This window comes from Bacteroides sp. (genome assembly GCF_052357945.1).
In the GTDB taxonomy this organism is placed as follows: domain Bacteria; phylum Bacteroidota; class Bacteroidia; order Bacteroidales; family Bacteroidaceae; genus Bacteroides.
The window spans coordinates 1-26,872 of the sequence record NZ_DAWCXD010000016.1; the positions used below are offsets into that span (position 1 = coordinate 1).

Here is a 26,872-nt window from a genome sequence, read left to right on the forward strand (position 1 = left end):
GGAAGAGTCCACATTATGTTTATCACTGTAATCAAGCTCCAAGTCTTAAGCTCTTATTGCGGGATTTCAAACTCTCTGACGACATCAGTTTGCGCTTTTCTAATTCGGAGTGGGCAGAATATCCTTTGTTTGCTGATAAGTATATTAATTGGATTGATGCATTGCCACAAGAAGAACAAGTCATCAATATCTTCATGGAATTGAGTGCACTTGGTATGGCTCAACCGTTATCTTCTAATATTCTTGAATTCTTGAAAGCGTTGCCGGAATGTGCAAAGGCTAAGGGAGTCACTTTCTCTACACCGACAGAAATTGTAACGAAACTGAAATCTGTGTCACAGCTCGATGTTGCATATCCGATGTCATGGGTGGATGAAGAGAGAGATACTAGTTGTTGGCTGGGTAATGTTATGCAACGCGAGGCTTTCAATAAATTGTATAGTGTAGCTGAACGTGTTCATTTGTGTGACGACCGTCGTATCAAACAGGATTGGGATTATTTGCAGGCTAGCAATAACTTCCGTTTTATGACAACGAAGAATAATGGTATGTGGTTGAATCGTGGAATCTATGATTCTCCTTATGATGCTTTCACTAACTATATGAATATTCTGGGTGACTTTATCAAACGGGTAGATGCACTATATCCTGCCGATGTAGACAGTGAAGAATTAAATTCTTTGTTGACTACAATTAAGAACCAGGGAGATGAGATTACAGAGTTGGAGAAAGAAGTGGCTAAATTGCAGGCAAAAGTGGAGGCTGCAAAGAAAGCAACTGTTAAGAAGACTGCTGATGCTAAAGAACCGACAGTAAAAGAAAAAGCTGTTGCTAAATCAAAACCTGCTGCAAAGAAAGCTGAAGTTAAGAAAGCTGCTGCGGAGCCGAAGAAGGCTACAGGTAAAGCAAAAAAGGCTACTGCTAAATAAGAAGAATAAGGCTTATTATATGTAGAAACCGTGAGTGAGATAAAATGCACTTACGGTTTTTTTATAATAGAGATTTAAGGGATTCTAATGAATGTCTTTGTTATAATGCAAAGAGTGAAATTTACCTTGCCGGCTTCATCTGAATATATCTATAAAATAATAGCACAGGTTGCTCTAATTGTAACCTGTGCTATTATTTTATAGATTATTTTACTTGTCTTTTATTTTGATTTTGTTCCGAAGTTTGTAGAGACAACTTCAAGTTTAAGTAAATGCTCTGGATGTAAAGGGTTGCCTTGAGCATCTTGTATGCTTCCTTTACTACCTCCTTTTAAACGTACATAACCAGGTTTCAGGTCATGTTGTATGCTAATAACATTGCTCGAAGAACCATAATAGCTATTACTTGAAGAAGAATCTGTGGTTACAAGTACTGGGATAAGTATGAACTTATTCCAATCACTATATTTTTCCCATTCTTCAATAGTAGTGACTGTTTGTTTCACTTTTTCTCCTGATGAATTGGTTATTTCGAGAGTCATCGGTAAGCTTTTTTCCGCTTTTTCTCTTTCTCCATCACCTAAACAATCATTAATCATTTGAGTAATGTTGTTGAATGTATATTGAGTAAAGCTAGTTGTCGTAGGAGTAAATAGAGATGAAGTTATACCATCACTAAGTTGATTACCTTTGAAGAAACTATCTTTATACTTTTTGCGTATTAATAAAACATTATTAGGAGTAGACATGCCAAACTTTTTATCACTCGTTTCATTATAGATCGGAATTCCTAATTTTACTGCATTTAGAGTATCTCCTTGAAGTTTCTCTGCTATTTGACTAACAGGAAGAGTTATTTGAGTAAAAATTCCTGCCGGACTTTTTAAGTAAGTCCAGTCGGGATTATCAATACACTTTTGAATAGCCACTTCATCGTTTTCTAACTGATTTGCTTGAATGACTTCGCGAGTAGTAGCAAAGGTACGATATCCATAGTAAGTAGAGTCTTTATACTCTCCATTTTCTTCTGCTACTTTCTTTTGCAATTTAAGACCAGTAATTGTATCGACAGCATAGCATTTATACACTACGTTCATTTGAGCTTGATTTATGTAAAGTACCGTACCATCACCGTAATCACTTTTTACATAAATTCCCTTAAAAATCTTCCTAAACTCTTTATTGTCAAGATTGACACCTAACTCATTGGCTTTTTTTATAATCTCTTTACCAATTTCCTTGGCAGCTTCGTCTCTGAAAGAAACATGAACACTAGGGACATACGTACTAAGATTACGAATAGAGTCTTTTACTGAAAGATCGACTGCTGTATAAGCTTTCGTGCCTAATAGGCTGTTGTCGGGATTTGCATGATCGTAATATTCTTCCGGATCAATATTGGTATAATAGGCATGTTCAGTATCTAAGTTTTTGTTTAATTCATAGACACTTAAACGACAAGCTGTTAACGAATCTCCAAAGTAACTACTATACCACAAGTAAAGCTCAATTGTATGTATGTTACCTATAAGCTTATTTTGACTGTTGTATATTGGCTCCACGTCATCTCCTAGTCCAGCTTCATCTACCATTACGCGGGTAGCTTTCTTCTTTTCGTCCAAAGCAGTACCATCATATACTCCAGGGAATGTCATTCCTGACGGGCAGTTGAGTTCTGCCAAGAAACCTGCCTGATAAGTTCCAAATGTTTCATCAGTAAACTTACCTACGTACCCCACATTAGTCATTGCATAAATCTCACCGGCATGAACGGATTCGGTAGTTACATCAAATGTAGATAGCTTTCCATTGATATTCTGGTCGCTTCCCGGAAACATTCCCAATCCCAGTCCGGCAGTGTTGTCATCACAACCCCAAAAGGTGATTGCCAGTAAAGCTATTAAGGCGTATTTTGCTTTCATGATCGTCGTATCTTGATTTTTTATACTTCTTCGTTTGCAGTGGCTTCCCATACTTGATCGTAGAACTCGTTGCAGGCATCTGCATAGTTTTCCGGGTTCTGGTAGTCAAGTACCAATTTGCCAGATTGGCGGGCATATTCAATAATAGCCTCGTCTACCTTTTCACTGTTTTGTATTACTCCGTCCGAATAGTCGACAGCGAGTTTGCAAAGAGCGGCGTAGTCTACCGGTTCCTTCAAATCACCTAAATCTTTCTTAGTAATACCTTTCAGCATCAGTTTTGTTGCGAAATCGTCGCTAAGTGTACTCTTGAAATCATCTTCATAAACAGAGAATACCACTTTAGCGTCGCGGAAAGAAGGCTCGTCTTTATAGGCTTTCTTAATATAAAGAGGAGCTAAAGCTGTCATCCAGCCATGACAATGAATGACATCAGGACACCAGCGAAGCTTTTTCACTGTTTCCAATACACCGCGTGCATAGAAAACGGCACGGCTATCGTTATCATCATATTCTATACCATTTTCATCCGTTGTCTGCATACGATTCTGGAAATAATCATCGTTATCGATGAAATATACCTGCATACGTGCGGATTGGATAGAAGCAACTTTTATAATCAAGGGGTGGTCAGTATCGTCGATAATCAGGTTCATACCAGAGAGGCGGATCACTTCGTGCAGTTGATTTCTGCGCTCATTGATATTTCCCCATTTAGGCATAAAGGTTCTGATTTCACGGCCTTTTTCTTGTATCGCCTGTGGAAGGTTTCTACCTATATTGGCCATTTCGGATTCTGAAACGTAAGGTGTAATCTCTTGAGTAATAAATAAAACTTTATTCGCCTTTGTCATAATAACAATAGTTCACTATAATATTCTGCAAAGATACGAAAAAAAAGACACATTAAATAAGATATTCTTTCTTTATGTGGCAAATATTAGTTTATTTTGCAGAGTTTTTGCAAACGAGTAAAACATAAACCAATTGACGAAAATGAAAGTAGTGCACACTATCAAGGACTTACAGGCAGAATTGACTGCCCTAAGAGCCCAAGGTAAAAAGGTGGGACTGGTTCCTACAATGGGTGCTTTACATGCGGGACATGCATCTCTGGTAAAGCGCAGCGTAAGTGAGAATGGTGTAACTGTTGTGAGTGTTTTTGTGAATCCCACACAGTTTAACGATAAAAACGACTTGGAGAAATATCCGCGTACATTGGATGCAGATTGCCGTTTGTTGGAAGAATGCGGGGCGGATTTCGCTTTTTCTCCTTCAGTTAGCGAAATGTATCCGGAACCGGATACCCGTCAATTTAGCTATGCACCATTGGATACGGTGATGGAAGGAGCTTTCCGTCCGGGACATTTTAACGGTGTTTGCCAAATTGTCAGCAAGCTGTTTGATGCTGTACAGCCGGATCGTGCATATTTCGGAGAGAAAGACTTCCAGCAGTTAGCGATTATTCGTGAGATGGTTCGACAATTGAAATATAACCTTGAAATTGTAGGTTGTTCAATTGTACGTGAGGAAGACGGACTGGCATTGAGTAGCCGGAACAAACGTTTATCTGCAGAAGAACGTGAAAATGCTTTAAATATTTCTCGCACCTTATTTAAAAGTCGTAACTTTGCAGCCACTCATACAGTGAGCGAGACGCAAAAGATGGTTGAAGATGCGATTGAAGCCGCTCCGGGTTTGCGTATGGAGTATTTTGAGATCGTAGACGGAAACACATTGCAGAAAATTAGCAATTGGGAAGATACTTCCTATGCAGTAGGATGCATCACAGTGTTCTGTGGAGAGGTCCGGCTGATCGATAACATTAAATATAAAGAATAACTAAAAAGACGAAACCTTATGATGATTGAAGTGTTGAAGTCGAAAATTCATTGTGCACGTGTCACGGAGGCAAATCTGAACTACATGGGTAGTATCACGATTGATGAAGACCTGCTGGATGCTGCAAACATGATTCCGGGAGAGAAAGTGTATATCGCTGATAATAACAACGGTGAACGCTTTGAAACCTACATTATCAAAGGTGAACGCGGTTCGGGCAAAATTTGTCTGAATGGTGCTGCTGCCCGCAAGGTGCAACCCGATGATATTGTGATAATCATGTCCTATGCATTGATGGATTTTGAGGAAGCCAAGTCGTTTAAACCGGCTGTAATTTTCCCTGATCCTGCGACGAACAAAGTGGTAAAGTAGAAAGTATCTTTGATATTTGAAATAAGAAAAGCCCCGTTTACATTTCGTAAACGGGGCTTTTCTTATTCTACTTTTTATGCCGGGGGTGATCGATGTTCTACCCACGTGTGAGTTGGTTTTAGCCCACCTCTCGATAAACTTCCGCCCACGTGTCAGATGTAGTTATCCCACGTGTTAGGGAAGTTTAGCCCGGGTGTTAATAAGCGGCAGTTAGTTGCCGGCGTTTGTTTTCAGTTGCTCATTCATAGCAGCGGCAGCTTTACGGCCATCACCCATCGCCAGAATTACGGTAGCTCCACCGCGAACGATGTCGCCACCTGCGTAAATCATTGGGATAGAAGATTCCATGTTGTCATTTACTGCGATAGTTCCTTTTCGTCCTAATTCTAGTCCTTTGATAGAGCTTGGAACAATCGGGTTGGGAGATACCCCAACGCTGACAATGGCCAGGTCTATATCGATTGTTTCTGTTGCTCCCGGGATGGCTACAGGACTACGACGTCCGGAAGCATCTGGTTCGCCTAATTCCATCTTTTGCAGAATAACCTGTTTTACGCAACCTTGTTCATCAGCAATATATTCGATAGGATTATGCAGAGTGAGGAATTCAACTCCTTCTTCTTTGGCGTGTTTTACTTCTTCGATACGCGCAGGCATTTCTTCTTCCGAACGACGATAGATAATAATAGCACGTTCAGCGCCAAGACGTTTTGCCGTACGGACAGAGTCCATAGCTGTGTTACCACCACCGATTACTGCCACATTCTTACCGAATGCTACCGGAGTGTCCGAATCTTCGCTGGCGGCATCCATCAAATTGACACGGGTGAGGTATTCATTTGAAGACATGATATTGATAGAGTTCTCTCCCGGGATATTCATAAAGTTTGGCAGTCCGGCACCGGAAGCCACGAATATTCCTTTGAAACCTTCCGCTTTCAAGTCTTCTACACCGATAGTCTTTCCTACAATACAGTCTTTGATGAAGTTAACGCCCATCTTACCGAGGTTGTCGATTTCTACGTCTACAATCTTGTTTGGCAAACGGAATTCGGGGATACCGTATTTCAATACACCGCCAATTTCATGCAACGCTTCGAATACAGTTACATCATATCCATATTTAGCCATATCTCCGGCAAATGCCAATCCTGCAGGTCCTGAACCGATAACAGCTATTTTAATGCCGTTTTTCTCTGCAATGACAGGTACGGAGATTTGTCCGCTTTCACGTTCGTAATCAGCTGCAAAACGTTCCAAATAACCGATAGCTACCGGCTTTTCATTCATTTTCAGATGAATACATTTTGATTCGCACTGTTTTTCTTGTGGGCACACACGACCGCAAACTGCAGGGAGCGCACTTGTTTCTTTCAATGTTTTAGCAGCTTCGAGGAATTCGCCGCGTTCGATATTCTTAATGAAGCGGGGAATATCAATGCCTACCGGACAACCTTCCATACATCCCGGATTAGCACAGTCGAGACAGCGTTTCGCTTCTGTAACAGCCTGTTCCGCTGTTAATCCTTGATTAACTTCCTCTTTACGGCTGTGTGAACGGTATTCAGCATCGAGTTCATTCATCTCTACACGAGGAATAGCCGTACGTTCTTTTGGCTTCATGGATTTACGTAATTCCTGTCTCCAAGCAGCATTACGACTTTTTTCATCTATTTCTTTGGTTGCTTCACATTCCGATTCCAGCTTATGCATTTCTTCGCGTTCGATATTCTTGAACGCACCCATACGTTTCAGCATTTCGTCGAAATTCACTTGGTGACCGTCGAATTCCGGACCATCTACACAAACGAATTTAGTCTTTCCTCCTACAGTGATACGGCAAGCACCGCACATACCTGTTCCGTCCACCATGATCGTATTTAGCGAAACATCTGTCGGAATTTCATATTTTTTAGTCAGCAAGCAAACGAATTTCATCATGATGGCAGGGCCAATAGCGAAACATTTGTCTACTTTCTCACGTTTGATAACTTCTTCTACACCTTCTGTCACCAGACCTTTCCGGCCGTAAGAACCGTCATCCGTCATGATAATTACTTCGTCAGAGCTTTCACGCATTTCTTTTTCCAAGATGATAAGATCTTTATTGCGTCCAGCCAATACGGTGATAACACGGTTACCGGCAGCCTTCAAAGCCTGTACGATAGGAAGCATCGGAGCCACACCTACACCACCACCAGCGCAGATTACTGTTCCGAATTTTTCTATATGGGTAGCTTGTCCGAGTGGGCCTACTACGTCAGTGATATAATCGCCTTCATTCAGCTCGCAGAGACGGGTAGAAGAAAGCCCGACTTCCTGCACTACCAGAGTAATGGTGCCCTTTTTTAGATCGGAACCTGCGATAGTCAATGGCATACGTTCTCCTTTTTCGCCTACACGTACGATGACGAAGTGTCCGGCCTTACGAGATTTAGCAATTAAAGGAGCTTCAATTTCAAATTTGAATACTTTTTCAGAAAAGCGTTCCTTGCTAATGATTTTGTTCATTATCTAATTAATTTGTTGTTTTTATTACGTAACTGCTATCAGAATGATATAAATTTTGGCAAAGATACAGCTTATTTGCGAAATATAAAAGAAAAGCCACTCTTTTGATGAGTGGCTCTCTATATAAGGGTGCTTTTATTAGTCTGTCAGATCAAGTCTTAGTCTATCATGTCGAAGCCGCAGTACGGAACCAACGCTTTCGGAATTCTAATGCCTTCCGGAGTCTGGTTGTTTTCGAGTAGGGCAGCAACGATACGTGGCAGTGCTAATGCTGAACCGTTCAGTGTGTGGCAGAGTTCGGTTTTCTTTTCTGCATTACGGTAACGGCATTTCAGACGATTGGCCTGATAGGTGTCGAAATTGGATACGGAACTTACTTCCAACCAGCGTTTCTGTGCCTCTGAATATACTTCGAAGTCGAAACAAAGGGCAGCAGTGAAACTCATATCACCACCACAGAGGCGGAGGATACGATATGGAAGTTCCAGTTTTTGCAACAGACCTTCTACGTGGTCGAGCATTTCCTGATGAGATTGTTTGGAGTGTTCCGGTTTGTCAATGCGAACCAATTCTACTTTGGAGAATTCGTGCAGACGATTCAGGCCGCGCACATCTTTACCATAGGAACCAGCTTCACGACGGAAACATTGTGTATAGGCACAATTCATGATTGGCAACTGTTTTTCTTCCAAAATTACATCACGGTAGATGTTGGTTACAGGTACTTCTGCTGTCGGGATCAGATATAAATCATCTACTTCGCAATGATACATTTGTCCTTCTTTGTCAGGAAGCTGTCCTGTGCCATAGCCGGAAGCAGCGTTAACTACTGTTGGTGGCATGATTTCAGTATATCCGGATTTGCGTGCTTCGTCCAGGAAGAAGTTGATAAGAGCGCGTTGAAGTTGTGCGCCTTTACCTTTATATACAGGGAAACCTGCACCTGTGATTTTTACACCCAGGTCGAAGTCTATTAAATCATATTTCTTAGCCAGTTCCCAGTGGGGGAGCGCATCTTTAGGAAGTTCAGTTTCCATACCTCCCATTTTTTCCACTACGTTATCTTCAGCGCCTACACCTTCGGGTACACTGTCGTAAGGAATGTTGGGGATGGTATAAAGTACATTCTGCATATCTGTTGCAGCCTGTGTCATAGCGGCGTCTAATTCTTTGTTACCTTCTTTTAGTTCGGCAACGCGGGCACGTGCAGTTTCAGCTTCCTCTTTCTTGCCTTCTTTCATCAGTTGACCGATGGTGCGTGAAAGCGAGTTAACCTCTGCCAGATTCTTATCTAATTCATTTTGTGTGCTACGTCTCTTGTCGTTAAGAGCGATCACTTGGTCGATCGTTTCCTTTGCATTTTTGAAATGCTTCTTTTCCAGTCCGCGGAGTACCGCCTCTGTGTTTTCTGTAATTTGTTTAATGGTAAGCATATCTATACTTTTTATGAACTTTCTTATTTAAGGCTACAAAGATAAAGAAAAAACGAATAATCAAGCAAATATATGTGTTATATATAATATATATGATATGTCTATGATATATATATAATACATGTATTGAGCTGTATAATAAACATATGTGCAGTGAATGATATATATATGTCTCTTTTAGAGTGATATATAAAACTCTGGTTGTGTAAAAAGAAAGGAGATGTAATCCATTGGATTACATCTCCTTCTCTTAAATATTTTCAGTTGTGCAATTATGCCTCGGTAGCAGGAACAACAGAAACATATCTTCTGTCTTCTTTGCCAACTTTGAAGCTAACTGTACCATCTACTAAAGCGAAAAGAGTGTGGTCTTTACCCATTCCGATGTTTTCACCCGGGTGGAATTCAGTACCTCTTTGACGAACGATGATGTTACCTGCTTTGCAAGCTTCGCCACCAAATATCTTAACGCCTAATCTTTTACTTTGTGATTCGCGGCCGTTCTTAGAACTACCGACACCTTTCTTATGTGCCATTTTTTCTTACTTTTTAATTGATTAAGCTACTACTTCTGTAATTGTTAATTCAGTGAACTGTTGACGGTGACCGTTCAGTTTTCTGTGTCCTTTTCTTCTTTTCTTGTGGAAAACAAGAACTTTGTCGCCTTTAACCAAGTTTGAAACAACCTGGCAAACAACTTTAGCGCCTTCTACGGTAGGAGCACCTACTGTTACGTTTCCGTCTTTGTCTACCAAAAGAACTTTTTCAAATTCTACTGTTGAACCGTTTTCTGCACCTTCGATGTGGTGAACGAACAACTTTTGACCAGCTTCTGCTTTAAATTGCTGACCGTTAATCTCTACAATTGCGTACATCTTATATATAAATGTATAAGTTAGCTCCGGCGGGTGGTCTTTAATCACTTAAAGAACTCTTTATCGAACCCGTTGCGGAATAATCGGGCACAAAAGTACTATTTTTATTCGTTCCCGACAAATATTTCTTTTATTTTTTATAGGAGATAAAATGATTACGGCAAATAAATGAGCATTTTAGCTCTCATTGTAGCCTATTGGACTAATTCTCCTAAATTTTGCATAATGATTTTGTGTGGATAAACACGAAGTTCCTCTGCAGTTGTCATTCCGTTCAGCACACCTGCAAAATCGACTCCTGCATTCTGCGCTGTTTCGGCATCTACGGTGCTATCTCCGATATACAATGTCTCTTCGGTGCTACTTCCCAGATGTTCCAATGCAAATTTAACTCCTTCCGGCGAAGGTTTCGGTGCTTTAACATCTTCTCCTCCCACTACTATATCAAGAAAATCCTTAGGCAGATATTCTTCCAGATAACTCAATATCCGGAAACGATACTTAGTAGAGATAATTCCGACGCGGGCGCCCCGTTTCTTCAATTCTTTCAGCGTAGACAATGTGTCGGGGAAAAGACGGGTATTTACATTCATGTGCACATCAGCTTCCAGTCTGTACTCCTGCCGGAAGGCCTCCAGCTGTGCCGGGTCGGTAATTCCGGTAAGGATACTGAATGATTCTTCCAATGTTTTGCCGATTGTACGCTTGATAGCTTCATCAGTAACGGTTAAATACTGATGCCGGGTAAGCACAATTCTGAAACACTTAACGATACCACGCGACGAATCGGCTAGTGTGTAGTCGAAATCGAATAAATAGGTTTTGTAGTTCATTGGGGAAAACTTTTCCGCAAAAGTACTAAATACTTTTTTTATTTCACAGCTTCTACCGTGTATCCTTGTCTTTTTAGTAAGTTTAATAATCCTTTTTCTCCGGGGAGGTGCAGGGCGCCTACTGCAACAAAAGTCGGGGCAGCCTTCATGATTGCCGGTAGTTTTTCAGCCCATGTTTTATTACGGTTGTAAATCATAGCATCTTCTTCGCCGGGAAGTGCGTCACATTGATCGCCTTTACGCTCTTCGCTGATTTTAAGCATGGTGTTCAGATCTTGTTTCATGTAGGCGTTTGTGAGCCTTTTCAGGTTTTCTACTTCAGTCTCTATATGGTTAAGAGTGCACACTAATAGTTGTGCTTGCCGTTGTAGTGAAGTGCCATTGAAAAGCAGGTTGAATTGGAATTCTGCAGTTTCCAGTCCGTCCACCTTTTTTCCGTTTTGGATGGCTTGGCTCTGAAAGAATGTGTCGAGTTGCTCTTGCGGGTTGAATTTCCCTATATGTTTTACGTAAGCCATCACCACTACATTATTTAATAAGAAGGCAGGTTTTAGCTTCGGAGCCATATTTAAATCTACCATCAGGTTTTCTTTGCAGAATTTATTAGCAGTCTCAAAGTCTTTCGGAGAAAGGAGAGAGTTCAGCGTGGTATCACTTTCAATCATCATTGCCTTTTGCATCTTTTCCATGGTGGCAGGCGATTGCATTTCCGACATTTTCATCTCTCCATATACTTGTAGAGTTTCATTCATAGCCTTTTTAAGTCCGGCAATGCTATCCATGATGCTGAACGGTGCCAGATGGTGAGTGCCTATGATATAGGAAGGTTGGTTCAGTCCGTTGCCGGACACTTTCCATAAAAGCTGTGCATTGGCGCTGAATGCCACGCAAATAAATAGAACTGCTCCGATGAATGATTTCATAATTTTATATCATTAGAAGTTGATAATTAACGTATCCTGCCGCCGCTTATCCAGTGTTTGGTATAATAGTTCTCGTTCAAGTTGCTGACGATCACTCCTTTACTGGTGCTGGAATGAATAAACTTACCGTTTTTGAGGTAAATGCCTACATGAGCTACTTTATTTTTTGAACGACTGCTGGTGAAGAATACCAAGTCTCCTTCCCGGAGATTCCGCTTGGCGACTTTATTACTTTCTTTTTTCAGATCTTCCGTGTTACGCGGCACTTGGGTGCGGTATACCTTACGGTACACTTGATAAACTAATCCCGAACAGTCGGCTCCTCGTTTCGAATCACCTCCACCACGATAGGGAACCCCTATCCAGTCGGCTGCTTCCAGATAGAGCTTATGGTTATCCTCCATATTAATATCTACCCCCAACAATATAGAAGCTCGCGCCAATGCTTGATAATCCAGCCGGGGCGCGGAAGTGCGGCAGGAACTAAGGCTGGCAACCAGTCCTAATAAAAGGATGAATTGCAGGAAGTATCTTTTCTTTTTATCAGGTTTCTTTATACTAGACTTATGGCTATCAGACTTTTCTGTTATATATCTCATCATCATTAGTTTATGCAATAATTTGGGTAAGGATGAATACTTACCATTCATTATTTTATCATTCCCTATTTACCGTTTACTCTTCTTCTACATTAAAATAATCCTCCAGTTCTTTCTCTGCGGAGTTGTCCTCGTTGATAATATCCCGGATGATGACACCGTGTTCCAATAAAGCGATCCTCGGACATACATCTACGGTATGATTGAGGTTGTGACTGGATATAATAACCGTAGCTTGATGCTCCTCATTATATTTCTTGAGCAGATGTTTGATGATAGACTGAGAACTTGGATCGAGGAAGTTGAACGGTTCGTCCAGTATCAATAATTGCGGGTAATGAAGCATGGCAGAAATAATTCCGATCTTTTGCTTATTACCTGCGGAGTAGTTGCGGATTAGCTTCTTGTGCCCGATCACTTCTCCACTCATAAAACGTTCGAAAGGAATCAGACGTTCGTCCACTTCTTCTTTCTTTAGTCCGTACATCTTTCCGATGAAATAGAAATATTCTTCCGGAGTGAGATAATCAATCAGAAAACCATCGTCAATGAAAGCACCGGTAATGCTTTTCCAGTCTTCGCTTTGGCTGACATCAATATCATTAATAATCACCTTACCATCATCTGCTTTTAGCAGATCCAGCATGATTCGGAAGAGAGTTGTTTTACCGGCACCGTTGTTTCCCACCAATCCGAGCATATCGCCTTGATTGATTTCGTAGTGTTCTATGTCTACGGCAATCTTCTCACCGAAATTCTTTTTAAGTTTGTCAATGATAATCATGATCTTCAATGTTTATATGGTTAATGATTCATGAGCGTTTATTGGCGGCTGTCTCTGAAGCCTTCCATGTTTTCGTATCGCCGTTTCATGAAACGATGATATACATTTTTAATCCATAAAGGAGAAGTCAGGGTAAATCCGAGACCGACAACTAACAGAATTATGTAAGTGATTGTTTCACCTAAAAATGCATTTAATAGACTGTATAAGATGAGAGGCACACCGAAAGCAGCGAAATTAACCACCATCTGTATAGCGCTATTCGTTTGCCGGCTTGCCACTTTCTCGTTTAAGGGTACCGTCTGTTTGTTGTAGACAGCCAGTTGGAAAAAACAGAAATAAATAAAGCCGATGGTATAGAAAAACCAGGCGAAGGCGCCCAGTAAAGTGAGTTTATTCATGATGATGGCGGGAATCATGAGTATGAAAGGTATGATTTCGCCAATGCTGTATGTGTAATATTTGGCTTTCAGCAGACTCATAATTGATTCTTTACGAGACATCAGGCCATCAATGTAATTACCTTCGAATGACATAATCTGTGAAAGGATAATCATTCCGAATACGGCAAAGTTGTATACACAGATGAAAGAAGTCATGAAATTCCCGTCGTAGACACTGGAAAAGCTAAGTGCGACGGAGAAAGCCACCACTACAATTGCGATATTGCGTAATGCACCTTTGCAGCGGCGGTTGCGTAAAAGCATTTTCAGTTCCAGCCTCATATATTCGCCAACTTCCCCGTAGCGTTCGAAGAATTTATATTCGGAGACATGTTTAATCTGGCTATCTTCTACTTTTGCCAGCTCTGCATAGATAAGTCCGGACATGATCTTGCGGTTAATCAGCCATAAAATGGCAATCACAAGTATGGTACCGAGAAAATAGAGAATGTTGCCCTGTATATATCCGTCTCCCAGATCCATGAAGAAATAGAAGAGAGGACTATCTTCGGGAATGAAAAGAAGGCAGCCTATTCCACCGTAGAAAGCGATAGGTAATAGAATCCACCAAATACGTTCGTTGATAAGAGTGCGACAAAGCAAGTACCAGTAATTATTGGCAATAATCAATAGCAAGATACCGATAAGATAGGTGATGACACCGGGGATACCGAAAAACTTGGTAATAGTGATGAAGGAAAAAGGGACAAACAGAAACAACCAGAACAGGTTGAACAGGCTTAGTCCCGAGCGGATCAGTAAGAAGTCGATGACACGAATTCGTTTAACCGGCAGCAGGAGGTAAGGTTTTACCTCCTGCGTCGGTGTTTTTTGAAACGGAACACGCAACAGAAAGTCCAGTGCCAGGATAAAGATCAGAACCACTGCGTTCATCACATGATATGGTTCCCGATTGGGAACCATATCAGAAAATCCGAACGCGAACGTCGTACCGAAGAATATCAGGTAACCGGCCCAGAATGCGCCCATGATATAACCGAGTATTTTAGCAACTTTGTTCTTTTCATACATCGGATGCCGTTTGGCGGCAAGCCTTCCATGTTTGCGTAATTCGTTGAATATCATCATTCGGTAGATATACTAGAGAATTTTTATTTGTTTTCTTCCGGCACGGTCATGATGACTTGAATTTCGTTGTTCTGTTTCAGCAATTTGGCGAGGAAGTCTTGCACTTCTTTCGCTGTAATGCTGTTGACCAACTTTTCATAGTCTTTTGTATTATCTACACCCGTGTAGAGGTATTCGTCCATATTATTAAGCCAATAGCCGTTTTCTTTCTGGGCGTCTTTATACTTCTTCAGTATATATTCTTTGATCTTCTGCATGTGTTCGGCAGACGGACCTTCTTTTGCCATTTTGTGAAGTTGTTCTACAACAACAGCAGACAATTTATCTTTCTTGGCAGGGTCAGTTTGGAATACAATCTGAAGAACAAGTTCCTCTTTCGGGTATTTACCAAGACTTCCGTTACAGCTTACACCGTATGTACCTCCTTCTTTTTCACGGATTTCAGCAGTGTAAACCAAATCCAGAGCCTGATCTAAGAAGCTAAGCAGGACATTGTTGCGCAAGTCATATTTGCAAGTGCCGCTATAAAGGAACATGATGGTAGCCATCGGAGTTTCCTGTGCTTTCGCAAATACATTTTTGATCTCTCCCTTGCGGATGTCCATCTTGTTATCTTTGAAAGTTTCTTTACGGTTGATAGATGGCAGACCTCCCAGATATTTGGCGATTAACGGTTTCATTGTAGCCAAGTCTACATTTCCTACCAGGAAGAAAGTGAAATCACTTGCATCTTTGTAGCGGTCTTTGTACATTTCAAGAATACGGTCATAGTTGATCTGGTCTACCATGTTTTCTTTCATTCTGATAGCGCGTGGATGGTGACCGTATAGTACGCTTGTAATAGTGTCACTGAAAGCAGTCATCGGGTTAGCGTCGGCATTTTGAAGTTCAGCTTTCAGACGGTTCTTGTAAGATTCGAATGCTTCATTATCCTTACGCGGAGATGTGAAAGTCAGATAAGTAAGCTGCATCATTGTCTCAAAGTCTTTCGGAGCACAGCTACCGGAAACTGTTTCCGTAGTGTTGCCGATACCCGCACCTACGTTTGCACGTTTGCCGGCTAAAGCTTTACCCAGATCCACTTTGCTGAAATTACCGATTCCACCTACCAGAGCTACCCCGTTTAATTGAGAGATATTGATAATTTCTTCGTTCGGGAATACGCTGGTACCACCGAGGCTTACACCTTTCATTACAATCTGGTCAGCCTTGAAATCAGTTGGCTTCACATATACGGTTACGCCGTTGGAAAGTACCAACTTAGTCGTACCATAGATTTCACCAGCTTTTTCAGAAACAATCTTGCCACCTTTAATATCTTCAGAGATTAGCGGTTCGTTAGAAACTTTATCTTCATAAGGTTTCAGATCGAATGACTTCATTTGTTTCAATAAAGCAGCAATTTCTTCTTTAGTAGGGTATTTTGCTCCTTCTTTTTCCGGACCGGCCAGCAAAACCACCTGATTGTTGTCAGTGATTAGTTGTTGCATCACCTGATTGACAGCTTCTACAGGGATATTCGGAGCCAGTTTGTTTACCAGTGTATATTCAACTTCGATTCCCGGAATCGGTTCTTTTTCAAGGAAATTGTTAACGTATTCGTTGACGTAAGAACCACTTTTAGTCTTTTCACGTTCGTTGTAAGCAGATTCTACGGCTTGCAGATAGTTGGCGCGTGCGCGTTCATATTCTGATGCGGTAAATCCGAAGCGGCGTGCACGTTCAGCTTCTTCCAAAACTGTTTTCATTGCTAAATCGATACCGTCTATTTTGCTGCTTGCATCAAGTGCGAGGGCTTCTTTAGTCTTGGCAAGGAAATAGTTTCCATATTCTGCGCTTGCACTAGTGAAAGGAGGATTAGCAGTTTGGCGGAGTTCGTTCAAACGGTTGTTCAGCATATTCATAGCCATGCTGACCATATACTGAGTAGCATAATAAGCAATGGTATTTTTCAAAGAATCCGGTGTAGCGTCTTGTTTGAAGAAGATGTTCACATAAGGATTCTTCACTTCCTTGTCTGTACCGATATAGATCAGCGGTTCCTGATTATCTGCCACTGGATAGTAGATACGTTCGGCCGGGTTTACCGGAGCTTTTACATCTGCAAATACCTTTTTCAGTTTAGCTTCAATTTCATCTACATTGATATCACCTACAATAACGATTCCTTGTAAGTCCGGACGATACCATTTCGCATAATAATCGCGGATATCCTGATAAGGGAAGTTGTTGATAACATCAATACTTCCGATAGGCATACAGTCTGAATATTTAGAATCCGGATACAGAGTCGACTGTGCATCAGTCATGATGCGAAGCATACCACTGTTGCGGCTTCTCCATTCTTCGCGGATAACGCCACGCTCTTTGTCAATTTCCTTGTCGGCAAGGTTGATAGCGTTCGACCAGTCGTGAAGGATCAGCAGACAAGAGTCTACCACGTTTATATTTTCAGTTGGTACGTTGCTGATGTTGTACACCGTCTGGTCGACACTGGTATATGCATTCAGGTTCGTGCCGAATTTGATACCTTTTGTTTCACACCAGGGCACGATGCCAAGTCCGGTTTCATCACCCGGGAAGTGCTTTGTTCCGTTGAAAGCCATGTGCTCCAGAAAGTGAGCCAGACCACGTTGTTGCGGTTCCTCAAGAATGGAACCTACTTTCTGGGCGATGTAGAATTCAACTCGTTTTTCGGGAAGGGCGTTGTGGCGAATGTAATAGGTAAGCCCGTTGTCTAGTTTACCGATACGCACATTCTTGTCTACAGGTAACTCTTGCATGGGTTGTGCAAGTACGAGCTGGAAATTGCAGCATATAAAAAGGACTGCAATAAATAATCCACGTAATAAATGTTTCATGTTCTATTTAGTTTAAATAAATATTTCTGTGTTATTTGTCGTTGTGCTTGGTTGTAAATCACAAATAGACAGGGAAAAGAGTTATTTTATAGCTTCCCGTATCCTGACTAGCTTAGTTAACAGTCCTTCCAGAAGGTCTAACTTTAACATATTGGCACCATCGCTTTTTGCTATGGCAGGGTTTTCATGTGTTTCGATGAATATTCCGTCGGCACCTACGGCGATACCTGCTTTGGCGACAGTCTCTATCAACTGCGGCATTCCTCCCGTTACCCCACTGGTCTGGTTGGGTTGCTGCAAGGAGTGAGTGACGTCCAGAATCACCGGATAGCCGAATGATTGCATTTCGGGGATACCACGGTAGTCTACAACAAGATCCTGATAGCCGAAAGTTGTTCCGCGTTCGGTAAGCATCACATTCTTGTTTCCGGCTTCCACCACTTTGTCGGCAGCAAACTGCATTGCCTGCGGTGAAAGGAACTGTCCTTTCTTGATGTTAATCGTTTTTCCGGTTTTGGCTGCGGCAACCAACAAGTCGGTCTGGCGACAAAGAAAAGCCGGGATTTGAAGTATGTCCACGTATTCGGCTGCAATGGCAGCTTCATCTGCGGTATGGATATCGGTTACGGTGGGGACTCCGAAAGTCTCATGTACCTTTCTCAATACTTTGAGTGCTTTCTCATCGCCAATGCCGGTAAACGAATCCAGACGTGAGCGGTTTGCCTTACGGTAAGAACCTTTGAATACATAAGGAATTTGCAGTGCTTCGGTGATCTTTACTACTCGTTCGGCAATGCGCATTGCCATTTCTTCACCTTCTATCACACACGGACCGGCCAACAGGAAAAAGTTGCCGGCGGGGTTGTTCTTAAGTTCTATCATTTTATTATTTACCAATTACAAATTATCAATTAGATTGTGAGTATATGTTTCTCTCCTTGGGTGGAGTGATCCTGATTAGTTGGGGATGATAAGCGTTGTCTTTTCCGGGAGCACGCCTACTTCTAAAGGAAAATGTTTAGGCAACAAACGCCCGTCCAAATCCACCGCTGCATTCTGTGCCCGGAGTACCTTTACTTTTCTCGTCCGGTAGCTTTTCACCACTTTGTGATTCAGGATTCTTCCCTGAATCAGCATCCATAACCCGGAAATAATTTGCAGGAATTCCGGGCGGTAGATTACAGATACATCCAGCCATCCGTTGTACGGAACGGCACTGGGAGTTTGTCCCCATCCCCAGGCACTGCCTATACATACGGTCATGATGCGTCCGCGGATATGTTCATCATTGATGCGGAGATGCATTCTGTAGAGTTTCCGTTCGAAGATGAGGGAGAACAGGGCGGCAATGTATGAAAGGAACTTCACCCCCCAGAAACGTTTGGTCTGATCGGTGATTTTAACGATTCGTGCTCCCAGTCCGATATTAACGGCATTGAGGAAATAGCGACGCTGGTGTTCGTTTCCGTCGTAGAAGTTGCAGTAGCCTACATCTATTTTCTTCAACCGATGATTGATGATACAGTCGACAGCCGGCTTGTATTCGGTGCTAAGTCCCCAATATTTGGCGAAGTCATTTCCGATACCGTTCGGAATCATGCCGAGGGCGATGTTCTCTTTGTCTTCGGCATCGGATAGCATAATGCCATTGATGGCATCGTTCAATGCCCCATCACCTCCCACAATGACAATCGTGCGATAACCATTGTTGGCCAAAATTTTAGCGAGACGCTCTACCGAACCGAAACCTTCGGATTGTACATAGTCATAGTCTACACCTTTACTGTCCATGTACTCCTTAATTTCTTTCCAGCGCTTCTTTACCTTTCGGGTACCAGCTTTTGGGTTGTAAATCACTCCCCATTTCTTCGGTTCTACACTCATATTTGTTTATCTATCCTATTGTGTATTAAAAATCGCACTATAATAACTGCCAAAGATACTAATTCCCTTGCAGTTTCTCTTTTACAAAAGCTATCTTTTCTTCCATCGGCAGTTCTGCATTCATCCAATGGATCGTAAATCCTCTTCTTTCCATGCCGCGGAACCAGGTCATTTGTCGCTTGGCAAACTGATGGATGGCTATCTCCAAACCGTTGAACATTTCTTCATAAGTCAGTTTGTCTATGACATATAATGTCAGGTATTTGTATTCCAGTCCATAGTAGATGAGATCGTCCGGTGCAATTCCCTGTTCGATCAATCGTCTTACCTCGTCCACCATTCCTTCATCCAATCGTTGTTTCAATCGGCGGGTGATCTTTTCACGGCGCAGTTCCCGGTCAATGTCCACTCCGATGATGAGACTGTTCAGTTCCGGAAATTCCCTTTCGGGAACTGGATGGGCTGCATAATACTCTTCAATTTCTATCGCACGTATCGCCCGTTTCACGGTATCCACGTCGGTGGAGTTATGCAAAGCCTTGTATTGACTTAGCATTTCCGTCAACTCTTCCAGCGAATGATTTGCCAAACGGTTGCGCAATTCCGGATTTTCCGGTACGGGCATCAGTTTATATCCTTTCAACACGGATTCCAGGTACATACCTGTCCCTCCACATAAAACGGGAAGACAGCCTTTTTGTTTGATGCTTTCGTAAGAATTCAAGAAATCACGTTGATATTCAAACACATTGTATTTATATCCGGGGTCTGCAATGTCAATCAGATGATAGGGGATTGTACGTCCGTTTACGGTATAGTCGGCCAAATCTTTTCCTGTACCGAGATCCATTCCTCTATATATCTGACGGGAATCGGCACTGATAATTTCTGTGTTGAGTTCATAGGCCAAGGCAGCGGCAAAGGGAGTTTTACCCGAGGCTGTAGGTCCGAGTATGGCGATTAAATCATAGTCCGGCATAGCTTCATTCTTTTATGTCTGCAAAATTACGAAATATTTTTAACCTGTTTGGTATTCAATCGCTTTTTTATCAAGATTAATAAGGGGGTAGGGAAGGTAAATTTGTATTTTAACCTCTAATTGGTGATATTCAATCTAATGATGATGAAGCGTGTGAGGATACTACAGAGATACGGGTAAAGTAGCTTAAAGATACTGGCATTGTCCAGCTAGAGTGCTTTTATTGTTCAGCTAAAGTACCGCTCTTGTTAGCTCTCCACGGCCGTGGTGAATGAATGATATCGGTAGCTTAACGGATGTATACCTGCTTGATAGAATAAAGATAAAGGTGCCTTAATAGAGTTGTGCTTACTTGCGTAAGTCTATAAACCTAATGTTCAAAATCATTTCCACATTTATCTGTTGTTTATTGTCTGTATGATCCGGCATGCCTTTCCGTTTTTATCTACACCTTCTATGGTTATATCTTCCGGTGCAGTGCTGTCCGGAGTATAGTATTCGATGGTTGCTTTTCCATTAGCATCCAGTTGAAGGCTAGGATTCCAATAGATCGTACTTCGTAAATCCGAGCGTTGGTCATTCTTCTTTTCGGGCGTATCATAAGTAGGATGATAGAACTCGACCGAATCGCTGTACCCTAGTGGAGTGCACGTGATAATACCTTGTGCCGGTCTTGCCGGGATATCTTTGCCGTCTTTCAGCGTAATAACGATAGCGCCTGCCGAACCGCGGGAACCTAAGATTGCTGCATCGGCACCGCGAAGAAGGCTCAAACTCGACATATCGCTGGTTTGTATCATGGTCAGGATGTCGTTATCGTCTTCATACACCACGTCGTCAACAACAATGACAGGTTGCTCGGGATTGTTGCGGATATGTATTTCATTTCCATTTGTCACGCTAATGCCCGGAAGTCTGGTGACTGCATCAAAAGCTGTTTGTGCACCGAATCCTTCCAGTCTGTCCCCTTCGATCGTGTAGGTGTTGATACCTCCTGTGTAAATACTTTCTGAACTGGCCTTTTTACGACTTCCAGTGACTACCACTTCTTTCAGATTGTACACTCTCATTCCACCTTCCATGTAATATTGGTCGCGGGTGTTGAGCAAATAATCTTCCATAAACGTTGCTGTTCCATCATGGAAAGGAGACTTGTGCGAAGTTGCCGGGTATTGAGGAGTGTCAATCACGATGTCCACTCCGGCAAATCCTCTTTTGGTACGTGCCTGAACAAGGAAAGTCGTGCTATCTCTGAAAGATGTGTTCACGATAAACTCTCCTTTTTCGTCTGTGGTGGTAGTGGCGATGATGTTCTGTTTGGGGGCCAGAATACAAATAGGTCCTTTCTTGACGTTGCCTCCAAAGAAACCTTTGATACGTCCGCTGATAGTTTGCCCCTTTTCCATATAGTTGGTGAGGTTCATTGAAGGTGCAGTCAGTACATTCTGGATATGGTGTCTGCGCCATCCGTGCGTCATCATCAGAAAGTCTACCGTGCGGAGAGTCCGGAGGTCTTGCTGCAAAAAATAATATCCGGGATTTTCTACATATCCTTTTAAGTCGGAGGTCAATAGAAGATTCGATACGATATTGTCAGCAAGCGAATCCGGACGGATACTCTTTCTGTCGGTAATGCTGACGGAGAAACTACCTTCTACCGGAGTGCCGTTATCATCCTTTGCTGAAATTTGCAGGGATACTTTTTCTCTTTTTCCGTATGTCGGTTTATCTGCAAGAATTTGCCATTGATGCGGATTCCGGTCGGGTATGAAAACCAGGCGTTCGCTAAGTGCGTTGCCCTGTTGGTCGATCAGCATGAAATGGGTGATGCCTGCGTTGAATAAACTGTCGTTCATTCTTCCAAAAGTCCTGTCGATACTGACTGGTTGTAGGATGACTAGCTTTCCACGAGTGTGCGCAATCAAGAATAACTTTTGAGGCCACTCGGTAGCTTCTGTTTTCTGGATTTCGTAACGGATTTCCTTTTTATAATGTGTCATGGAAAGTGTGATTCCTTTTTCTTCTACAGCTGGGAGGTTGAATCGTTTACTGATCCCGTCACCGGATTTGGCAATCACATAGTAAGAGTTTCCCACAGTCGGATTCAGTGTGAAAACTCCCATACCGTCATGCTCCGAGCGGAAAGCTGTTAATGTGTCTCCGTTGGCATCGAACAAGAAGCCTTCTATTTCTGTAGGAAAGCCATCCGATCCTTGAGCCTTGAAAGCTATATTCTGATGAGCAACGGTCAGGAGAGCGCCCCCTTCAGGGAAGAACTTAACATCAAAGTCTTTTGTAAACGAAGGCAGATAGAAAGTCTTTTTATAAGTATATTGGGGATCATCGAACTCTACTTCAATGTGGCGTGTGGCAATAGGCTTCAAATCCGGCAGGGAAATAGAAATCAACCCATTCTCATCTGTCTTTCTTTTACCTTTATCTTTAATCTTTCCGTTTTCAATGTAGCGGTAGCGGATGGCAGTATTTCCGAAAGCCTCTTGGGTATTGCTGGTAAATCTTACCTTGGCTGTATAATGTGATTCGTCTTCTTGCTGATACTCAATGTTTGAAACAATCGTATTATCAATCGAATTACCGATTTTCAGATTGCGTGAATAAAAGAATTCCGGTTCCTGATTAAGCATCCAGTTGCTATATCCCCGCAAATAATAATCGCCTGCTGGGAGAGTGGGAGGGAGGGTGAAAGCATTATGAAAACCCAATGAATCTCTACGAATCTTCTTACGTTCTACGATAGAGTCGGAACGGTTGACAAGTTCTGTAATGATGAAGTTGCTTTGTGTATTATCTTGATGTGTAACAGAGTTTACCAGATATCCCTTGAACCATATTTTTTCTCCTGCCCCATAAAAAGGCTTGTCCAGATGTAAGTAGAGTTTCTCCTGTGGGACTTTTTCCAGTAGATTAAAATACGCAATAATTGTATCTTGTACGTTTTGCCCCGACAATGGGGCAAAACAGAACAGTATTCCGAAAAAGAAAGCTATTAAGCCTCTATGGATAGAAAATGTAGTTTTGTTTTTCATACGGTATGTGTTTGGTTCTACATCTATGATTTGTGCATCCAGATCGAAAGCACTTTCCTTTTTACTGCCAGTATGTTAATCACCGATACAACGATAAATAATAGAATACCCATACTGATTGCTGCCCATAATGATCCGGTTTCCAGTTGTGGGAATAGCAAGCGGATGCTGTCTATGTAATAACTGCGCAACCAGGAGACTAATCCGATGGATAATACAAGCACGATAACGTTCAATCCTACCGTGAGCAACTGATAAGGCAATGCTACCTTGTTGGGACTGTATCCGATTAGTAATAGACTTTCCAGCTTGGTCGTATTCTTTTGTAAAAGCAGGAAGATGCTCAACATCAGTATATAGAATGAAAGGATACTGATAAATAAACCCACTCCCAATACAATACCTACGATAAGACGGAGGAAATAAGTTGTTTTTCCGGCATCCAGCTTACCATCTTCCGTTTCATATCCTTTCTTCTGAAAATAACTGGCGATGGCGGAATCTGCCGGATTGCTAACCTCGATAATCAATCGTGCCGGTTGGGCTTCTGCATTCGGTGCGAAATTCTCATTAGCCCATTTCATAAAGGACTGGGGAACAAGAATCGTATTCAGACGATTGGAAAAGCCGACAATGTTTCCTTTGTACTGTTCCACCCGTCCGTTGCCACGCATCATAATATCCATTTGAATCAGACTCATTAACCCTTCCGATAGTTTGGGGAGGCTGCGGCTTTGCGCAAAACCGAAGTTATAAAGGTTCAGATAGTTGCGCGGAATGATAATGGGGATGGTATGTGTGTTTTCATCGAAATGCCATTTATCGAGTTTGATGTCGACAAACTCATCGGGAACAGACTCAAAAAACATATCTGTGGAAAGATGAATACCGGCTTCCTTCATTCCCAATCCTGCTGAAACTTTGAATTGAGAAGGAGTGAAAGCTCCTATTGTTTTGGTAAACGGTTGCTTTTTCAGATCCGCAATTTCTTCGGCAGAGAATGTATTACTCTTTCCTGCAAAAGAACCGAGAGCACTGATTTTCTTTGTAGCTATGATGAAATCCTTTTTCATAAAGCTGTCTCCTTCGGTGAATACGGGAATGACATCTTTATAAAACTGTACGCTAAGCAATACAATCATCATGCCGAATAGGTTGGCTAAAAAGAAACCGGCTAATTGACCGATACTGATATGTTGACGGAGAAGCTTCCAGACAAGAGTTGGCATTTTATTTACGATTTTACAATTTACGATTTACGATTTGAAATGATGCTGTGAAAAGAGGTTGTTTATTACCTGCTACCTGCTATTAACCAGCTTACTACAGTTGAAGTGTATGGTTGTAAGGCAACTCGATATGTTTACCGATGGAAGTGGCGATCACTCCGGCTCCTTGTGCCTTTGCTTCGGCAATGATAAGTTCACCCATGATGCGGCTGTTATCATCGTCCAGGTGGCTGATAGGTTCATCCAGAAATAAAAAGTCGAACGGCTGGCAGAGCGCCCGGATAAAGGCGACGCGCTGTTGCTGTCCGAAAGATAGCTTGCCGGCTTTCACATTTATTTTATCTGCGATCCCCAGTTGTTCGAAGAACGATAAGATTTCTTTTTTCTTTTTGCATCCGGTGAGGTTATTCTTCAATTGCACATTTTCAAGAGCGCTAAGTTCGGTGAAGATGCGTAAATCCTGAAAAAGCATACTTAGTGAATGCTTTCGCAGGTCGACCCATTGCTTCACGGAGTATGCTTTGATATTGGTTTCATCGAAATTAATAATCCCCTGATAGTCGTTGCGGTAGCCATAGATATAGCTGCACAACGAAGATTTGCCGGTGCCGGAAGCAGCTTCAATCAGATACATTTCTCCTTTCCGGAAGAAAAGATCCTGATGCCATACGTCCGAAGTCACCGAATTACGGTCAGCAAACACTTGGGGAAGTGTTTGCTGTAAGTGAATACTATTCATACCGTTGGTTTATACATTTATTACATGCCGGCAAATTGCTTGGCAAAGTCTACAATTTGTTTGAGGGCATTTACATCTTTGTCTTTCAGGCAGAGGTCGATTTCGCTGACTTCCCCTTCCGAACTCACGGACAGGTAAGAAACCTTGTTGGCCAGTTCGATATATGTCTTAGCTTCCTGTCCTCCGAAACCTGCTACCATTTTAACGATAGGCAGATCGAGGATTGCTTCGGCATTGATTGCTATAAATAGGCTCTTTCCCTTCATATCCGATGCATAAGGAGCATCTTTGACTGATTTGTCGGCAGCTTTACCTACGTTTTTGTAGAGTAACTCATCATTGGTTGCATACATTTGTTTATCCTTGATGCCGAAGAATATATTCATGCCTCTTGTCTTGTAGACATATTCGTCTTTGCCAAGTTGCATGATATCTTCCCCTCTCTTCAATCCCAATGATTCCTTGTTCTTGTAAATCATTTCAAGAGCATTGCCGTTCTTCACGTCAGCGTACATCATGAAAGTGGGAGCACTACTCATCGTTACGTTGATTAATCCTGCAGAAATATCACCATTGAACGAGCTGAACAACTCTTTTACTTCGTCTGCCTTAGCGATAGATACTGTGTTGCGGAATTCCTTGTTTTCGCTCAACAGGTTATACAGTTCGCCTCCTTTTACACCTACGTTGAAGAACATCAGGGTAGAAGCCGGGAAGTATTTAACGAAAGTATTGTTCGCTTTTCCAACAGATTCCATTTGTTTTTTCAGGAGAGCTTTCACTGCTTCGTTTTCAGTATAGTTTTCTGTTTTGAGGGCAATCTTTCCTTTTTCAAAGTTCAGTCCTCCTATCAGAGTGATGTCTTCCGCTTTCACTTCGGTAGGTAATCCCATGGTTATCTGATCGCGGTAGGTTGAAGGAATAGCTGTCATGGAAGCAAAGAAGTTAATATCACTTTTCTGTTTCTCCATTTTCTGGAAAGCTCCTGATTTCACGATACTATTGCTTGCTGTCTGTTTCAACAAATTAGTAATGGCTTCTTTGGCTTTATCAGTTTGAGTTGTTCCGCTGACATTGACTACCAATATAGTAGAACTATTGAAAACAAGCAAACCGCTGTTCATCGTTGTAAAACTGTAACCGTCAGCTTCGCCTACCGGTTGGCAGATCTGTTCTTTTGCCATCACGTCGAGTGAAGCATGCAACTTATCTTCATTGTTCACTTTACCTACAACAGTAGGATAAGGGAAAGAAGATGAAGAGAACACATAGAATGGAGATTCAACATCGATTCCCGATTCGCCCGGATTCTTCATAACCTTTTCCAGTTGTTGGAATGTGGCCGCATTCATTCCGCTTTTCAGTGCTTCCAGTACTTTTTGTTTGGCAGCTTCATTCTCTTTATCATCCAATCCCGCTTTGCTTGCGAGGGATTTAAGGTTGATAGAGGCAACTACCGAAGCGTCAGCCGGTATCACATTTGTATATTCCGATGTTTTGGAACATGCTGCCAGAAAAACAATCAGTACTGCCAGTACCGAGAGTCGTGAAATCGTTTTCTTTGCCATACTTATGTTA

General features: G+C 42.0%; 21 protein-coding genes and 1 pseudogene. 3 read left to right on the forward strand and 19 right to left on the reverse strand.

All coding sequences use genetic code 11. From position 1 onward, the window contains the following. A pseudogene (locus ACT8YW_RS05695) lies at window positions 1-929 on the forward strand (alpha-amylase); the annotation flags it as partial. 221 nt (window positions 930-1,150) lie between these two features. On the opposite strand, the gene ACT8YW_RS05700 reads toward ACT8YW_RS05695, so the two are convergent. Together ACT8YW_RS05700 and ACT8YW_RS05705 are read right to left on the reverse strand one after the other, a co-directional pair. Beyond that, complete coding sequence (locus ACT8YW_RS05700) at window positions 1,151-2,851, reverse strand: DUF4270 domain-containing protein (RefSeq protein WP_444104304.1); 1,701 nt, start codon at window positions 2,849-2,851, stop codon at window positions 1,151-1,153. A gap of 20 nt (window positions 2,852-2,871) precedes the next feature. Further along, window positions 2,872-3,705, reverse strand: coding sequence for a glycogen/starch synthase (locus ACT8YW_RS05705; RefSeq protein ID WP_444104305.1), 834 nt, complete (start codon window positions 3,703-3,705; stop codon window positions 2,872-2,874). Window positions 3,706-3,847: 142 nt separating this feature from the next. On the opposite strand from ACT8YW_RS05705, the gene panC reads away from it, so the two are divergent. After that, complete coding sequence (gene panC / locus ACT8YW_RS05710) at window positions 3,848-4,693, forward strand: pantoate--beta-alanine ligase (RefSeq protein WP_004301788.1); 846 nt, start codon at window positions 3,848-3,850, stop codon at window positions 4,691-4,693. Window positions 4,694-4,711: 18 nt separating this feature from the next. Continuing rightward, window positions 4,712-5,065, forward strand: a complete 354-nt coding sequence (gene panD, locus ACT8YW_RS05715; RefSeq protein ID WP_004301789.1) for an aspartate 1-decarboxylase — start codon at window positions 4,712-4,714, stop codon at window positions 5,063-5,065. Window positions 5,066-5,275: 210 nt separating this feature from the next. Here the strand turns inward: panD and ACT8YW_RS05720 are convergent, their stop codons facing one another. The 17 genes from ACT8YW_RS05720 to ACT8YW_RS05800 form a co-directional block, all read right to left on the reverse strand. After that, on the reverse strand, window positions 5,276-7,576 hold the full coding sequence (locus tag ACT8YW_RS05720) for a bifunctional dihydroorotate dehydrogenase B NAD binding subunit/NADPH-dependent glutamate synthase (RefSeq protein ID WP_004301790.1): 2,301 nt from the start codon (window positions 7,574-7,576) through the stop codon (window positions 5,276-5,278). A gap of 158 nt (window positions 7,577-7,734) precedes the next feature. Continuing rightward, window positions 7,735-9,009, reverse strand: a complete 1,275-nt coding sequence (gene serS / locus ACT8YW_RS05725; protein ID WP_004301791.1) for a serine--tRNA ligase — start codon at window positions 9,007-9,009, stop codon at window positions 7,735-7,737. 272 nt (window positions 9,010-9,281) lie between these two features. After that, the gene (rpmA, locus tag ACT8YW_RS05730) at window positions 9,282-9,545 is read right to left on the reverse strand and encodes a 50S ribosomal protein L27 (protein ID WP_004301792.1); all 264 of its coding nucleotides are present in this window, start codon (window positions 9,543-9,545) and stop codon (window positions 9,282-9,284) included. A 21-nt stretch (window positions 9,546-9,566) separates the two neighbouring features. Further along, window positions 9,567-9,884 (reverse strand): 50S ribosomal protein L21, encoded by a 318-nt coding sequence (gene rplU, locus ACT8YW_RS05735; RefSeq protein WP_004316691.1) that lies wholly within the window; start codon window positions 9,882-9,884, stop codon window positions 9,567-9,569. Window positions 9,885-10,078: 194 nt separating this feature from the next. Next, window positions 10,079-10,717 carry an HAD-IA family hydrolase gene (locus ACT8YW_RS05740; protein ID WP_302825993.1) on the reverse strand — a complete coding sequence of 213 codons (639 nt, stop codon included), beginning with the start codon at window positions 10,715-10,717 and terminating at the stop codon, window positions 10,079-10,081. Window positions 10,718-10,755: 38 nt separating this feature from the next. Continuing rightward, complete coding sequence (locus ACT8YW_RS05745; protein WP_444104306.1) at window positions 10,756-11,640, reverse strand: TraB/GumN family protein; 885 nt, start codon at window positions 11,638-11,640, stop codon at window positions 10,756-10,758. A gap of 26 nt (window positions 11,641-11,666) precedes the next feature. Further along, window positions 11,667-12,290 (reverse strand): C40 family peptidase, encoded by a 624-nt coding sequence (locus tag ACT8YW_RS05750; protein WP_009000529.1) that lies wholly within the window; start codon window positions 12,288-12,290, stop codon window positions 11,667-11,669. Between the two features lie 25 nt (window positions 12,291-12,315). Then, entirely contained in the window at window positions 12,316-13,023 is a 708-nt protein-coding gene (locus ACT8YW_RS05755) for an ABC transporter ATP-binding protein (RefSeq protein ID WP_004301798.1), read from the reverse strand. A 38-nt stretch (window positions 13,024-13,061) separates the two neighbouring features. Further along, a complete protein-coding gene (locus tag ACT8YW_RS05760; protein WP_444104307.1) occupies window positions 13,062-14,555 on the reverse strand; it encodes a DUF5687 family protein in 1,494 nt (497 codons plus the stop codon). Between the two features lie 23 nt (window positions 14,556-14,578). After that, window positions 14,579-17,416, reverse strand: coding sequence for a M16 family metallopeptidase (locus ACT8YW_RS05765; RefSeq protein ID WP_444104308.1), 2,838 nt, complete (start codon window positions 17,414-17,416; stop codon window positions 14,579-14,581). Window positions 17,417-17,497: 81 nt separating this feature from the next. Next, complete coding sequence (gene kdsA, locus ACT8YW_RS05770) at window positions 17,498-18,298, reverse strand: 3-deoxy-8-phosphooctulonate synthase (protein WP_444104309.1); 801 nt, start codon at window positions 18,296-18,298, stop codon at window positions 17,498-17,500. 75 nt (window positions 18,299-18,373) lie between these two features. Further along, entirely contained in the window at window positions 18,374-19,300 is a 927-nt protein-coding gene (locus ACT8YW_RS05775; protein WP_444104310.1) for a diacylglycerol/lipid kinase family protein, read from the reverse strand. Between the two features lie 58 nt (window positions 19,301-19,358). Beyond that, entirely contained in the window at window positions 19,359-20,279 is a 921-nt protein-coding gene (gene miaA, locus ACT8YW_RS05780) for a tRNA (adenosine(37)-N6)-dimethylallyltransferase MiaA (RefSeq protein ID WP_444104311.1), read from the reverse strand. Window positions 20,280-20,674: 395 nt separating this feature from the next. Then, window positions 20,675-23,326 (reverse strand): TonB-dependent receptor plug domain-containing protein, encoded by a 2,652-nt coding sequence (locus ACT8YW_RS05785; protein WP_444104312.1) that lies wholly within the window; start codon window positions 23,324-23,326, stop codon window positions 20,675-20,677. A gap of 23 nt (window positions 23,327-23,349) precedes the next feature. Further along, on the reverse strand, window positions 23,350-24,555 hold the full coding sequence (locus ACT8YW_RS05790) for a hypothetical protein (protein ID WP_004304607.1): 1,206 nt from the start codon (window positions 24,553-24,555) through the stop codon (window positions 23,350-23,352). Between the two features lie 94 nt (window positions 24,556-24,649). Beyond that, entirely contained in the window at window positions 24,650-25,294 is a 645-nt protein-coding gene (locus ACT8YW_RS05795) for an ATP-binding cassette domain-containing protein (RefSeq protein WP_004304608.1), read from the reverse strand. 20 nt (window positions 25,295-25,314) lie between these two features. Continuing rightward, window positions 25,315-26,862: a DUF4836 family protein gene (locus ACT8YW_RS05800; RefSeq protein WP_444104313.1), complete on the reverse strand. Its 1,548-nt coding sequence runs from the start codon at window positions 26,860-26,862 to the stop codon at window positions 25,315-25,317. Window positions 26,863-26,872: the final 10 nt, after the last annotated feature.

Coding starts and splice junctions, on each gene's coding strand:
- ACT8YW_RS05745 (WP_444104306.1), bottom strand. CDS start 11,640: ATGAAATCATTCATCGGAGCAGTTCTATTTATTTGCGTGGCATTCAGC.
- ACT8YW_RS05765 (WP_444104308.1), bottom strand. CDS start 17,416: ATGAAACATTTATTACGTGGATTATTTATTGCAGTCCTTTTTATATGC.
- kdsA (WP_444104309.1), bottom strand. CDS start 18,298: ATGATAGAACTTAAGAACAACCCCGCCGGCAACTTTTTCCTGTTGGCC.
- ACT8YW_RS05740 (WP_302825993.1), bottom strand. CDS start 10,717: ATGAACTACAAAACCTATTTATTCGATTTCGACTACACACTAGCCGAT.
- serS (WP_004301791.1), bottom strand. CDS start 9,009: ATGCTTACCATTAAACAAATTACAGAAAACACAGAGGCGGTACTCCGC.
- ACT8YW_RS05800 (WP_444104313.1), bottom strand. CDS start 26,862: ATGGCAAAGAAAACGATTTCACGACTCTCGGTACTGGCAGTACTGATT.
- miaA (WP_444104311.1), bottom strand. CDS start 20,279: ATGCCGGACTATGATTTAATCGCCATACTCGGACCTACAGCCTCGGGT.
- panC (WP_004301788.1), top strand. CDS start 3,848: ATGAAAGTAGTGCACACTATCAAGGACTTACAGGCAGAATTGACTGCC.
- ACT8YW_RS05760 (WP_444104307.1), bottom strand. CDS start 14,555: ATGATGATATTCAACGAATTACGCAAACATGGAAGGCTTGCCGCCAAA.
- ACT8YW_RS05705 (WP_444104305.1), bottom strand. CDS start 3,705: ATGACAAAGGCGAATAAAGTTTTATTTATTACTCAAGAGATTACACCT.
- ACT8YW_RS05785 (WP_444104312.1), bottom strand. CDS start 23,326: ATGAAAAACAAAACTACATTTTCTATCCATAGAGGCTTAATAGCTTTC.
- ACT8YW_RS05720 (WP_004301790.1), bottom strand. CDS start 7,576: ATGAACAAAATCATTAGCAAGGAACGCTTTTCTGAAAAAGTATTCAAA.
- ACT8YW_RS05790 (WP_004304607.1), bottom strand. CDS start 24,555: ATGCCAACTCTTGTCTGGAAGCTTCTCCGTCAACATATCAGTATCGGT.
- rpmA (WP_004301792.1), bottom strand. CDS start 9,545: ATGGCACATAAGAAAGGTGTCGGTAGTTCTAAGAACGGCCGCGAATCA.
- ACT8YW_RS05755 (WP_004301798.1), bottom strand. CDS start 13,023: ATGATTATCATTGACAAACTTAAAAAGAATTTCGGTGAGAAGATTGCC.
- panD (WP_004301789.1), top strand. CDS start 4,712: ATGATGATTGAAGTGTTGAAGTCGAAAATTCATTGTGCACGTGTCACG.
- ACT8YW_RS05750 (WP_009000529.1), bottom strand. CDS start 12,290: ATGAATGGTAAGTATTCATCCTTACCCAAATTATTGCATAAACTAATG.
- rplU (WP_004316691.1), bottom strand. CDS start 9,884: ATGTACGCAATTGTAGAGATTAACGGTCAGCAATTTAAAGCAGAAGCT.
- ACT8YW_RS05775 (WP_444104310.1), bottom strand. CDS start 19,300: ATGAGTGTAGAACCGAAGAAATGGGGAGTGATTTACAACCCAAAAGCT.
- ACT8YW_RS05795 (WP_004304608.1), bottom strand. CDS start 25,294: ATGAATAGTATTCACTTACAGCAAACACTTCCCCAAGTGTTTGCTGAC.
- ACT8YW_RS05700 (WP_444104304.1), bottom strand. CDS start 2,851: ATGAAAGCAAAATACGCCTTAATAGCTTTACTGGCAATCACCTTTTGG.